The organism is Mycobacterium sp. 1245801.1 (assembly GCF_001673055.1).
Lineage (GTDB): Bacteria > Actinomycetota > Actinomycetes > Mycobacteriales > Mycobacteriaceae > Mycobacterium > Mycobacterium europaeum_A.
In genome coordinates this window covers 1-11,306 of sequence record NZ_LZKY01000313.1, presented here as the reverse complement: position 1 = coordinate 11,306, position 11,306 = coordinate 1, and the positions used below count along the sequence as shown (strand labels likewise).

Genomic DNA, 11,306 nt, shown 5'->3' with positions numbered 1-11,306 from the left:
TCGAGCTGCCCCAACCGGACAAGGACGCCATCGCGATGGTGCGCAGCCCCCATTTCCGTGGCTACACCCGGCTCGGCGGTGAACTGACCCGCGGCGAGGTGGATTGGCGTGAGCAGATCGACGTCGGACCGGAGCGCGCGGCGCTCGATGGGCTGGGCAAGTCCGACTATCGGTGGCTGCAGGGCCCGAATCAGTGGCCGGCCGCGCTGCCGGAGCTGCCCGGGATCATCGAGGAGTGGGACGCCGCGCTGTCCGCGGTCGCGCGCACCCTGCTGCGACACTGGGCGGCCTCGCTCGGCAGCCCGCCCGGCGTGTTCGACGCCTCCTTCGCCGACGCGCCGGCCACCCTGATCAAGATCATCCGGTACCCGGCCCGCGCGGCAAGCGCGCAGGGCGTGGGCGCCCACCGCGACTCCGGGGTGCTCACCCTGTTGCTGGCCGAGCCGGGCAGCACCGGCCTGCAGGTCCGGCGCGGCGGCGGGAAAGGAGGCCATCCCGATGACGGCTGGATCGAAGTGCCGCCGCGCGAGGGGGCGTTCATCGTCAACATCGGCGAGCTGCTGGAGGTGGCCACCCGCGGTTACCTGCGGGCCACCGAGCACCGGGTCAGCCTGCACGGGCAGGCCGGGGACCGCATCTCGGTGCCCTACTTCTTCAATCCGCGCCTGGACGCACAGATACCCGTGCTGTCGCTGCCCGACGAGCTCGCGGCGCGGACCGATGAACACTGGACACCGTCGCACGATCCGGCCGACCCCATGTTTTCGGTCTACGGGCGCAACGCATGGAAGAGCAGGCTGCGGGCCCATCCGGATGTGGCCGCGGCGCACGGATATTCGGCAGATCGCTTAGAAAACGGCTGAGGGTGGCCGTGCCGGCGTGACCGGCGCCGGGTAGGGTCACACACGAAAATCCCGTCTCCGGCTCTAGGGGCGAATAAGTCCGGTGAACTCGAACAACAAGCTGACAGCGTCGTCGCTGCGGGAGGCCTTCGGTCACTTCCCGTCCGGTGTGGTAGCGATCGCCGCCGAGGTGAACGGAACCCGGGAAGGCCTGGCGGCCAGCACCTTCGTCCCCGTTTCGCTGGACCCGCCGCTGGTGTCGTTCTGCGTGCAGAACACCTCGACGACCTGGCCCAAGCTCAAAGACCTGCCGATGCTGGGCATCAGTGTGCTCGGCGAGGCGCATGACGAGGCCGCGCGCACGCTGGCCGCGAAGACCGGCGACCGATTCGCGGGACTGGAAACGGTCTCCCGGTCCTCCGGTGCGGTGTTCATCAAGGGCACCGGCCTGTGGCTGGAAAGCGCGATCGAGCAGCTTATTCCGGCGGGCGACCACACCATCGTGGTGTTGCGGGTCAACGAGGTGACCGTGGACGCCGAGGTGGCGCCCATCGTGTTCCATCGCAGCGTGTTCCGCCGCCTCGGCGCCTAATCGGCTCGCTGAGCCGTCGACCTGCTACGGGCGGCGGCCCAGTTCCTCCCGAAAGCCCTGAATGCGGCTCTCGAGTTCGGCGGCGTCGGTGTACCGGCCTTCCTTGTTCGCGAGCTGGGCGCGTACCGACAGCTGGCGGATCGCGGTGCGAATGTTGTTGATGCTGGCGGTTTCTCGCATGGGTTTCATGAACTGCCTTTCCGGTCGTGGACAGACGACCGCACAGGGCGGCCCGACAGGATGCAGTGTGGTTACCCGAGTCCCGCGGCGGCGTAACGCGCCACGGCGCGACGTCGCCGAGCGTGAACTCAGTTGCACGTTGAGCGCCGAATGTGAAGGTAGCTTCACATTCGAGCCGCAAGGCGGCGCGCGATCAGCGGCGGAACAGCTTGTTACCCAGCCACACGACCGGGTCGTACTTGCGGTCGGCGACCCGCTCTTTCATGGGGATCAGCGCGTTGTCGGTGATCTTGATGTTCTCCGGGCAGACCTCGGTGCAGCACTTGGTGATGTTGCAGTAGCCCAGACCGTGCTCGTCCTGGGCGTCGTTGCGCCGGTCGCGGGTGTCCAGCGGGTGCATTTCCAGCTCGGCGATCCGCATCAGGAACCGGGGACCGGCGAACGCCTTCTTGTTCTCCTCGTGGTCGCGCACCACGTGGCAGACGTTCTGGCACAGGAAGCACTCGATGCACTTGCGAAATTCCTGCGAGCGCTGCACGTCCTCCTGCGCCATCCGGTACTCCCCGGGCTGCAGGTCCTTGGGCGGCGCGAAAGACGGTATCTCGCGGGCCTTTTCGTAGTTGAACGAGACGTCGGTCACCAGGTCGCGGATCACCGGGAACGTGCGCAGCGGCGTGACGGTGACGACCTCGTCCTCGGCGAACGTCGACATCCGGGTCATGCACAGCAGCCGCGGCTTGCCGTTGATCTCCGCCGAGCAGGAACCACACTTGCCCGCCTTGCAGTTCCACCGGACGGCCAGATCGGGCGTCTGGGTCTGCTGCAGGCGATGGATGATGTCGAGGACGACCTCGCCCTCGTTGACCTCGACCGTGAAGTCCTGCAGACCGCCGTCGGCGTCGTCGCCGCGCCACACCCGCATCGTCGCGTTGTAGGTCATTTGCCACTCCGTCCTGGGTGCCCGGCGAGTTCTTCGTCGGTGTAGTACTTCTCCAGCTCGGCGATGTCGAACAGCTCCAGCAGATCGGGCCGCATCGGCGTCTGATCCTTCTTCGTGATGGTGATCTCGGGGATCACCTCGTCACCGCCGCTCGCCTCGCAGACCAGCAGCACCTTGCGCCACGACGAGTCCATCGCCGGGTGGTCGTCACGGGTGTGCCCGCCGCGGCTCTCGGTGCGCTGCAGCGCAGCCTTGGCGACGCACTCGCTGACCAGCAGCATGTTGCGCAGGTCGATGGCCAGGTTCCAGCCCGGGTTGTACCGGCGCTGCCCCTCGACGTGCAGGTTCTTGAACCGCTCGCGCAGCTTGTTGAGCCGCTCGAGGGCCTCGGTGATCTCTTCCTCCTTGCGGATGATGCCGACCAGGTCGTTCATCGACTGCTGCAGCTCGAGCTGCAGGGTGTACGGGTTCTCCGCGGCCGCGCCGTTGGCCGGCGCCTCGAAGGGCGACAGCGCCCGCTTGGCCGCCGCGTCCACGGCGTCCTCGGCGATCGTCGGCCGGCTGCTCAGGGCACGCACGTAGTCGGCCGCACCCAGACCGGCACGCCGGCCGAACACGAGCAGGTCCGACAGCGAGTTGCCGCCCAGCCGGTTGGACCCGTGCATGCCGCCGGAGCATTCGCCGGCGGCGAACAGCCCGGGGACGGTGGCCGCGCCGGTGTCGGCGTCGACCTCGACGCCACCCATCACGTAGTGGCAGGTCGGCCCGACTTCCATCGGCTCCTTGGTGATGTCGACGCCGGCCAGCTCCTTGAACTGGTGGTACATCGACGGCAGGCGGCGGTTGATCTCCGCGGGGGTCAGCCGCGAGGCGATGTCCAGGAAGACGCCGCCGTGTGGGCTGCCGCGGCCGGCCTTGACCTCGGAGTTGATCGCGCGCGCGACCTCGTCGCGCGGCAGCAGGTCGGGGGTGCGGCGGGCCGAGTCGTTGTCCTTGAGCCACTGGTCGGCCTCTTGCTCGGTCTCGGCGTACTGGCCCTTGAACACCGAGGGGATGTAGTCGAACATGAACCGCTTGTCGTCCGAGTTCTTCAGCACCCCGCCGTCACCGCGGACACCCTCGGTGACCAGGATCCCCTTCACGCTCGGCGGCCAGACCATGCCCGTCGGGTGGAACTGGACGAACTCCATGTTGATCAGCGACGCGCCCGCCCGCAGGGCCAGGGCGTGGCCGTCGCCGGTGTACTCCCACGAGTTCGAGGTGACCTTGAACGACTTGCCGATCCCGCCGGTGGCGAGCACCACCGCGGGCGCCTCGAACAGGATGAAGTTGCCGCTTTCGCGGATGTAGCCGAACGCGCCGGCGATCGCGTCGCCGTCCTTGATCAGCTCGGTGATCGTGGTCTCGGCGAACACCCGGATCCGGGCTTCGTAGTCGCCGAGCTCGGCGAAGTCCTCCTGCTGCAGCGAGACGATCTTCTGCTGCATGGTGCGGATCAGTTCCAGGCCGGTGCGGTCACCGACGTGGGCCAGCCGCGGGTAGGTGTGCCCACCGAAGTTGCGCTGGCTGATCTTGCCGTCCTTGAGGCGATCGAACAGTGCCCCATAGGTTTCCAGCTCCCAGACCCGGTCGGGGGCTTCCTTGGCGTGCAGTTCGGCCATGCGCCAGTTATTGAGGAATTTCCCGCCGCGCATGGTGTCGCCGAAGTGGGTCTTCCAGTTGTCTTTCGGGTTGGTGTTGCCCATCGAGGCCGCGCAACCACCCTCGGCCATGACCGTGTGGGCCTTGCCGAACAGGGACTTGCACACCACCGCAACCCGCAAACCCCGTTCGCGCGCTTCGATAACCGCGCGCAGTCCCGCGCCGCCGGCACCGATCACGACCACGTCGAACGTGTGCCGCTCGATTTCAACCATGAAACCCTCGCTAGCTAAATCTGTGATTTATTTCGAAATGGCTTGTCAGCCAACAAACCTGAGGTCAGGAATGGTGCCGCTGGCCACCAGTGCGATGTAGAAGTCGGTGAGCATCAGGGTGCCCAGCGTGATCCAGGCGAACAGCTTGTGGCGGGTGTTGATGACGCTGACCTGGGTCCAGATCCAGTACCGCACAGGGTGCTTGGAGAAGTGCTTGAGCCGCCCGCCGGTGACGTGCCGGCAGGAGTGGCAGGACAGCGTGTAGACCCACAGCATGATGACGTTGCCGAGCAGGATCAGATTGCCCAGACCGAAGCCGAATCCGCCCGGGCCGCTGTCGGAGTGGAACGCGACGATCGCGTCGTAGGTGTTGATCACCGAGATGATGCCGGCGATATAGAAGAAGTACCGGTGGGTGTTCTGGATGATCAGCGGGAACTTGGTCTCGCCGGTGTAGTGCACGCGAGGCTCGGCCACCGCGCAGGCGCTGGGCGACTGCCACACCGTGCGGTAGTAGGCACCGCGGTAGTAGTAGCAGGTCAGACGGAACAGCAGCAGGAACGGCAGCGACAAGGCGGCGTACGGCAGCCACCATACGTCGGGCAGGAACTGCGGCCAGATGTCGCCGGCCTCACCGCAACCCTTGCTCACGCAGGGCGAGTAGAACGGTGTCAGGTAGTGGTATTTGGGAACGAAGAAGTAATCCTGTTGGAACGCCCGCGCCGTCGCATAAATAATGAATGCGGCGAAGCCTAGATCGATCCGCAGCGGCGACATCCACCACCGATCGGTGCGCAGGGTGCGTTGCGGGATACGGGCGCGCGTGGGTGAAAAGACACCGGACGCAGGACGGTTCGCCGTGGGTGCGCTCATTTAGTGTGTTCCTCTTCGAACGGGCTGTAGGTCGAAGGGTACACAGAACCAAGCCCCCCTTTTCTGGGGGGCTTGTGTTGTTCGACGTTGGTCAGGACCTGTTGTGACCGCCGACACCCTCGTCGTCGACGTCGCGCCAGAATTCGCTGTCGTATTGGGTGTCGGGAATGACGATCTTCTCACCGGACTGCTGCACGGTGGCGCCCGCCAGGTCCAATTCGGACACGTCGGTGTCGAGCAGGTCGACGTCGGACAGGATGCGGTCGGCGTCGATGACGATGCGCCGCATGGCCGGGCTGTCACCGTATCGGGCCCGCAGGGAGCTCACGCACCGCCGCAGGCCGCCGATGAGGTCGTGTAGTTCGGCGAATTCGGTCGTGCCAGTCGTGCTCGGCGTGCGAGTCAAAGGATCTCCTCGGCAGTGTTTCGGATCACAGTACGCCCTCGATACTATCCACCGCACACGCCAGACGTCAGGTCGTTGGGCCGGGATGCCGAGGGAGCAAACACTTATGACGGGACGTGCCACACCGGCCGAGCGGGCCGCCGCGCTGCTGGAACTGCACCGGCCGGGCAACCCGGTCATCCTGCCGACCGTGTGGGATGCCTGGTCGGCCCGGCTGGCCGCCGGCGCCGGATTCGCCGCGCTCACCGTGGGCAGCCATCCGATGGCGGACTCGATCGGCAAACCGGACAACGAGGGCATGTCGTTCGACGATGTGCTCACCCGGGTCGCGCAGATCACCGCCGCGGTCGACGTCCCGGTGTCGGTGGACATCGAATCCGGCTACGGCCAGCGGGCGGGCCGGCTGATCGAGGGCCTGCTCAGCGTCGGGGCCGTGGGGTGCAACATCGAGGACAGCGTGCACTCGGAGGGCAAGCGGCTGCGGTCCGCCGACGAACACGCCGATCTGGTCGGCGAGCTGCGGTCGGCCGCTGACGCGGCCGGGGTACACGTCGTCATCAACGCCCGGACCGATCTGTTCCTGCGCCAGGACGGCGAGGCCTCCGATCGCGTCGAGCGGGCGGTGGACCGACTGAACAAGGCCGCCGCCGCGGGCGCCGATGTCCTCTATCCGGTGGGCCGCCACGACCCCGACACGTTGCGGCGCCTGACGGCGGAGTTGCAGCGGCCGGTCAACGCGATCGCGCTGCCCGATCAGGACGACCCGGCGTCCTTCGGTCCGCTGGGCGTCGCGCGGATCAGTTTCGGGCCCTTCTTTCAGGCCGCGCTGGCGGCCCACGCCAAGGAGCTGCTGGCCCGCTGGGGCTGATGCGATGAATCCGGCGGAGCCGTTGCGGCTCCGCCGGATTCGCCGGCCGGTATGCGTCCGGACGGGCCGGAGATTATTTGGTGATCGCGATGCGCTGCGCCTGGCTTCCGGCGTACGCACCGGTGACCCGCACGGTCAGCACGCCCGCGTCGTAGCTCGCCGTGATGGCGTCGCCGGTGACGTGGGCGGGCAGCTGGAACGACCGGCGGAACGATCCGTACCGGATCTCCCGAAGCGTGCGGCCTTCCTTCTCTTCGGCGTGCTCGTCGCGGTGTTCGCCGTGGATGACCAGGCGGCCGCGGTCGACCTCGACCTTGACGTCCCGGTCGACGTCAACGCCCGGGAGTTCGACCCGTACGATCGCGTCGTCGCCGTCCTTGACGATCTCGGCGGCGGGCCGCAAACCGCTGGTCGCCGGGGTGTTCCAGTCCGCCGCGGCGGCGGGGCCGAAAAAGTCGCGCAACCACCGGTCGGTGTCCCAGGCCGGTCGCGACCACAATGCGAGGCTGCTCATGACGCTTCCCTTTCCATTCCTTGAGCTTCATTGTGAAATTCCTGTGACCGGCGCCTGCGCGACCGGCTACTACGACAAACATGAGTCGACCACGCTTAAGTTCCACCTCGCCGTTCGCCGGCAGTGAACGATCAATCACATCGGTTCCTGTGAGTTGTGAGATCCTCGTCATAGGACCGTCACATTGGGCGAGAAGAACGTAATTTCCGGCCGTTACTCTCAAAGCCATGTCTGCAGACGGGATTTCGCGCGCCAGCTGTGCGCCTCGTCACATCATCGTAGTCGGACATGGCATGGTGGGGCACCGGTTCGTCGAGGCGCTGCGCGCCCGTGACACCGAGGGACTGTGGCGCATCACGGTTTTCGCCGAGGAGACCAACGCGGCCTACGACCGCGTGGGGCTGACCTCGTACACCGAAAGCTGGGATCGCAAGCTACTGGCCTTGCCCGGCAACGAATATGAGGGTGACGAGCAGGTCCGGCTGGTGCTCAACCAGCGCGTTACCGAAATAGACCGCGCGACAAAGGCGGTGGTCACCGCCGACGGTCAGCGGCACGGCTACGACACCTTGGTCCTGGCGACCGGGTCGTACGCCTTCGTGCCGCCGGTGCCGGGTCACGATCTGCCCGCCTGTCACGTCTACCGCACCCTTGACGACCTCGACGCCATCCGCGCCGACGCCCAGCGCACGGTGGAAACCTCACACGCCGCCGCGGGTGTGGTGATCGGTGGCGGCCTGCTCGGGCTGGAAGCCGCTAATGCGCTGCGCCAGTTCGGGTTGCAGACCCATGTCGTCGAGATGATGCCGCGGCTGATGGCCCAGCAGATCGACGAGGCCGGCGGCGCGCTGCTGGCCAGGATGATCGGCGAGCTCGGCATCTCGGTGCACGTCGGCACGGGCACCGAATCGATCGAGTCGATCGAGCATGCGGACGGCTCCACCTCGGTGCGCGTGAGCCTGACCGACGGCCAGGTCATCGACGCCGGTCTGGTGATCTTCGCGGCCGGCATCCGGCCGCGCGACGAACTGGCCACCGCGGCTGGGCTGGACCGCGCCGAGCGTGGCGGCGTGCTGACCGATGTGGCTTGCCAGACAAGCGATCCCGACATCTACGCGATCGGTGAGGTCGCGGCGATCGGCGGGCGCTGCTACGGCCTGGTGGGCCCGGGCTACACCTCCGCCGAGGTGGTGGCCGACCGGTTGCTTGACGGGGTCGCGGAGTTCGGCGAGGCCGACCTGTCCACGAAGCTCAAGCTGCTCGGTGTCGACGTGGCCAGCTTCGGCGACGCGATGGGGACGACCGAGAACTGCCTCGAGGTTGCCATCAACGACGCGGTCAACCGGACCTACGCCAAGCTGGTGCTCTCCGACGACGCCAAGACGCTGCTCGGCGGCGTGTTGGTCGGCGACGCCTCCTCCTATGGCGTGCTGCGACCCATGGTCGGCAGCGAGCTGCCCGGCGACCCGCTCGCGCTGATCGCGCCTGCCTCCTCCGGCGGTAGCACCGCGTTGGGCGTTGGAGCGCTGCCGGATTCGGCGCAGATCTGCTCCTGCAACAACGTCACCAAGGGCGATCTGAAGTGTGCGATCGCCGACGGCTGCGCGGATGTCCCGGCGCTGAAGGCGTGCACCTCGGCCGGCACCTCGTGTGGGTCGTGCGTCCCGCTGCTCAAGCAGCTGCTGGAGGCCGAGGGCGTGGAACAGTCCAAGGCCCTGTGCGAGCACTTCAGCCAGTCGCGCGCGGAGCTTTTCGAGATCATCTCCGCCACCGAGATCCGGACCTTCTCCGGTCTGCTGGAGCGCTTCGGCCGCGGAAAGGGTTGCGACATCTGCAAACCCGTGGTCGCCTCCATCCTGGCTTCCACCGGGTCGGAGCACATCCTCGAAGGCGAGCAGGCCTCGCTGCAGGATTCCAACGACCACTTCCTGGCCAACATCCAGAAGAACGGCAGCTACTCGGTGGTGCCCCGGGTGCCCGGCGGAGACATCAAGCCCGAGCACCTGATCCTGATCGGCCAGATCGCCCAGGATTTCGGGCTCTACACCAAGATCACCGGCGGTCAACGGATCGACATGTTCGGCGCCCGGGTCGACCAACTGCCGGAGATCTGGAAGCGCCTGGTCGACGGCGGCATGGAGTCCGGCCACGCCTACGGCAAGGCGTTGCGCACGGTGAAAAGCTGCGTGGGTACCGACTGGTGCCGTTACGGGCAGCAGGATTCCGTGCAGCTGGCCATCGATCTGGAACTGCGCTACCGCGGCCTGCGGGCGCCGCACAAGATCAAGATGGGCGTCTCGGGCTGCGCGCGGGAATGCGCCGAGGCGCGCTCCAAGGACGTGGGCGTCATCGCCACCGAAAAGGGCTGGAACCTCTACGTCGGCGGCAACGGCGGTATGACGCCCAAGCACGCGCAGCTGTTGGCCAGCGATCTGGACACCGAAACGCTGGTCCGCTATGTCGACCGGTTTGTCATGTACTACATCCGGACGGCCGACCGGCTGCAGCGCACGGCGCCGTGGGTCGACTCCCTCGACGGCGGCCTCGACCACGTGCGCGAGGTGGTGTGCGACGACTCGCTAGGCCTGGCCGCCGAATTCGAGGCCGCAATGGAGCGGCACGTCGAGAACTACAAGTGCGAATGGAAGGGCGTGTTGGACGACCCGGACAAGCTGTCGCGGTTCGTTTCGTTCGTCAACGCCCCGGATGCCGTCGACTCGACGGTGGCATTCACCGAGCATGCCGGGCGCAAAATCCCTGTGTCCATTGGCATGCCGCGGGTTCGTACAGCGACAACTCCGGAAGAGTGAGGAAGGGATCATGACACTTCTCAACGACATTGCGGTGTGGACCCACGCTTGCGCTTACGACCACCTCATTCCGGGTCGCGGCGTCGGCGTGCTGCTCGACGACGGCTCCCAGGCGGCGCTGTTCCGGCTCGATGACGGCTCGGTGCACGCGATCGGCAACGTCGACCCGTTCTCCGGGGCCGCGGTGCTGTCACGCGGGATCGTGGGCGACCGGGACGGCCGCGTCACGGTGCAGTCGCCCATCTTGAAGCAGGCCTTCTCGCTCGAAGACGGTTCGTGCCTGGATGATCCGACCGTCTCGGTGCCGGTGTACCCGGTGCGGATCACCGCCGACGGCTACGTCCAGATCGCGCGGGACTACCAGCAGCGGGCCGCCTGATGCCGACCCCGGTTCACCGGGTGATGTCGCCGACCAGGTAGCGCTGCATCGTCGGCCCGATCGCGTCGACGATCGCGTCCACCGACATGGAATGCAGCGGCTCGGAGCGGATGCCGTAGCGCATGATGCCCAGGCCCACCAGTTGTGAGGCGCACAGCGAGGCGCGCAGGGCGACCTTGTCGGCCCCCAGCATTTTCAGCAGCGGGCCAAAGACCGGGCCGACGAACATGTTTTGCACGATCTCGGCGGTCTTCGCCATCCCCGTCGACGCGATGGCGCTGGCCGCGAACGGGCCGCCACCGGCGGCGTCCCAGGTGGTGATCAGCGTGCGCAGGGTCCGCCGGCCCACCTGGTTGACCCCGCCGGTGACCATCCGGTCGATGAATTCCGGTGTGCCGAAGGGCAACCGCAACATCTTGGCGACCGGGTCGAGGATCCCACGCGACGGCTCTTCGCGACGGGGCATGGTGCCAGGATCACCCGTCTGCGGGCAAAGATCAAGGAACGCCGGGCACCGGCGTGGCTCGACGGTGGGCGTTTGGCGCTACGGCACCGAGCGCACGGCGCGGCCGCGGGCCAGCTGATGCGGGCTCGACCGGCGCGATGCGTGCCGGGCGGTGGGGGCAAGCACCGGCGGCAGGGCCCGCCGGAACCTGTTGGCGACCAGGCGCGCCAGCCCGGGATGGGTGCCCAGCGGTTCGCTGACCAGGTCGGCGCCACAACCGTGCAGCCGTTGCTGGAACAGGCCGTCGGCCAGCAGGTATGAGGCGACCACGACACGGCTACCGGCGCGGCGCGCGCGGACCTGCACACCACCGCGACGTTGTTGTCCGCGTTGACCGGATCGCGGGTGAGCCTGGCGTTCGCGGCCACCGGCGATCCACAGCTGGCCGAGGCCGTGGAGCGGGCCCGCGCGCGCCGCGCCGGTAGCCGTGTCGTGGTCGCCTCATACCTGCTGGCCGACGGCCTGTTCCAGCAACGGCTGC

Annotated in this window: 12 protein-coding genes and 2 pseudogenes; 6 read left to right on the top strand and 8 right to left on the bottom strand. The window is 67.3% G+C overall.

Annotated elements, in window-relative coordinates:
- Positions 1 to 863 (top strand): isopenicillin N synthase family oxygenase (locus tag A5622_RS20005; RefSeq protein WP_066880765.1); only part of this gene is annotated, 863 nt, incomplete at its 5' end.
- An 82-nt stretch (positions 864 to 945) separates the two neighbouring features.
- Positions 946 to 1,434 carry a flavin reductase family protein gene (locus tag A5622_RS20000; RefSeq protein WP_066866205.1) on the top strand — a complete coding sequence of 163 codons (489 nt, stop codon included), beginning with the start codon at positions 946 to 948 and terminating at the stop codon, positions 1,432 to 1,434.
- Positions 1,435 to 1,458: 24 nt separating this feature from the next.
- Here A5622_RS20000 and A5622_RS29790 read toward each other — a convergent pair whose 3' ends face one another.
- The 5 genes from A5622_RS29790 to A5622_RS19980 form a co-directional block, all read right to left on the bottom strand.
- Complete coding sequence (locus A5622_RS29790; RefSeq protein WP_197508049.1) at positions 1,459 to 1,623, bottom strand: hypothetical protein; 165 nt, start codon at positions 1,621 to 1,623, stop codon at positions 1,459 to 1,461.
- A gap of 184 nt (positions 1,624 to 1,807) precedes the next feature.
- The gene (locus tag A5622_RS19995; protein WP_007768969.1) at positions 1,808 to 2,554 is read right to left on the bottom strand and encodes a succinate dehydrogenase/fumarate reductase iron-sulfur subunit; all 747 of its coding nucleotides are present in this window, start codon (positions 2,552 to 2,554) and stop codon (positions 1,808 to 1,810) included.
- On the bottom strand, positions 2,551 to 4,470 hold the full coding sequence (locus tag A5622_RS19990; RefSeq protein WP_066866203.1) for a fumarate reductase/succinate dehydrogenase flavoprotein subunit: 1,920 nt from the start codon (positions 4,468 to 4,470) through the stop codon (positions 2,551 to 2,553). The genes A5622_RS19995 and A5622_RS19990 overlap by 4 nt, the downstream gene beginning before the upstream one ends.
- Positions 4,471 to 4,515: 45 nt before the next feature.
- A complete protein-coding gene (locus A5622_RS19985) occupies positions 4,516 to 5,343 on the bottom strand; it encodes a hypothetical protein (RefSeq protein WP_066866201.1) in 828 nt (275 codons plus the stop codon).
- 91 nt (positions 5,344 to 5,434) lie between these two features.
- The gene (locus tag A5622_RS19980; RefSeq protein ID WP_066866199.1) at positions 5,435 to 5,749 is read right to left on the bottom strand and encodes a hypothetical protein; all 315 of its coding nucleotides are present in this window, start codon (positions 5,747 to 5,749) and stop codon (positions 5,435 to 5,437) included.
- 106 nt (positions 5,750 to 5,855) lie between these two features.
- Here A5622_RS19980 and A5622_RS19975 point away from each other — a divergent pair, with 106 nt between their 5' ends.
- Positions 5,856 to 6,617, top strand: a complete 762-nt coding sequence (locus A5622_RS19975; protein ID WP_066880763.1) for an isocitrate lyase/phosphoenolpyruvate mutase family protein — start codon at positions 5,856 to 5,858, stop codon at positions 6,615 to 6,617.
- 73 nt (positions 6,618 to 6,690) lie between these two features.
- On the opposite strand, the gene A5622_RS19970 is transcribed toward A5622_RS19975, so the two are convergent.
- A complete protein-coding gene (locus A5622_RS19970) occupies positions 6,691 to 7,131 on the bottom strand; it encodes an Hsp20/alpha crystallin family protein (protein WP_066880761.1) in 441 nt (146 codons plus the stop codon).
- Positions 7,132 to 7,358: 227 nt separating this feature from the next.
- Here A5622_RS19970 and nirB point away from each other — a divergent pair, with 227 nt between their 5' ends.
- Positions 7,359 to 9,941 carry a nitrite reductase large subunit NirB gene (nirB, locus tag A5622_RS19965; protein WP_082994638.1) on the top strand — a complete coding sequence of 861 codons (2,583 nt, stop codon included), beginning with the start codon at positions 7,359 to 7,361 and terminating at the stop codon, positions 9,939 to 9,941.
- Between the two features lie 10 nt (positions 9,942 to 9,951).
- Positions 9,952 to 10,320, top strand: a complete 369-nt coding sequence (nirD, locus tag A5622_RS19960; protein WP_066866190.1) for a nitrite reductase small subunit NirD — start codon at positions 9,952 to 9,954, stop codon at positions 10,318 to 10,320.
- A gap of 13 nt (positions 10,321 to 10,333) precedes the next feature.
- Here the strand turns inward: nirD and A5622_RS19955 are convergent, their stop codons facing one another.
- Positions 10,334 to 10,786, bottom strand: coding sequence for a hypothetical protein (locus A5622_RS19955; RefSeq protein ID WP_066866188.1), 453 nt, complete (start codon positions 10,784 to 10,786; stop codon positions 10,334 to 10,336).
- 78 nt (positions 10,787 to 10,864) lie between these two features.
- A pseudogene (locus tag A5622_RS19950) lies at positions 10,865 to 11,119 on the bottom strand (sirohydrochlorin chelatase); the annotation flags it as partial.
- Between A5622_RS19950 and A5622_RS19945 the strand changes: the two are divergent.
- Positions 11,114 to 11,306, top strand: a pseudogene (locus tag A5622_RS19945) (sirohydrochlorin chelatase); the annotation flags it as partial. The pseudogenes A5622_RS19950 and A5622_RS19945 overlap by 6 nt on opposite strands.

Coding starts and splice junctions, on each gene's coding strand:
- A5622_RS29790 (WP_197508049.1), bottom strand. CDS start 1,623: ATGAAACCCATGCGAGAAACCGCCAGCATCAACAACATTCGCACCGCG.
- A5622_RS19995 (WP_007768969.1), bottom strand. CDS start 2,554: ATGACCTACAACGCGACGATGCGGGTGTGGCGCGGCGACGACGCCGAC.
- nirD (WP_066866190.1), top strand. CDS start 9,952: ATGACACTTCTCAACGACATTGCGGTGTGGACCCACGCTTGCGCTTAC.
- A5622_RS19955 (WP_066866188.1), bottom strand. CDS start 10,786: ATGCCCCGTCGCGAAGAGCCGTCGCGTGGGATCCTCGACCCGGTCGCC.
- A5622_RS19990 (WP_066866203.1), bottom strand. CDS start 4,470: ATGGTTGAAATCGAGCGGCACACGTTCGACGTGGTCGTGATCGGTGCC.
- A5622_RS19985 (WP_066866201.1), bottom strand. CDS start 5,343: ATGAGCGCACCCACGGCGAACCGTCCTGCGTCCGGTGTCTTTTCACCC.
- A5622_RS19970 (WP_066880761.1), bottom strand. CDS start 7,131: ATGAGCAGCCTCGCATTGTGGTCGCGACCGGCCTGGGACACCGACCGG.
- nirB (WP_082994638.1), top strand. CDS start 7,359: ATGTCTGCAGACGGGATTTCGCGCGCCAGCTGTGCGCCTCGTCACATC.
- A5622_RS19975 (WP_066880763.1), top strand. CDS start 5,856: ATGACGGGACGTGCCACACCGGCCGAGCGGGCCGCCGCGCTGCTGGAA.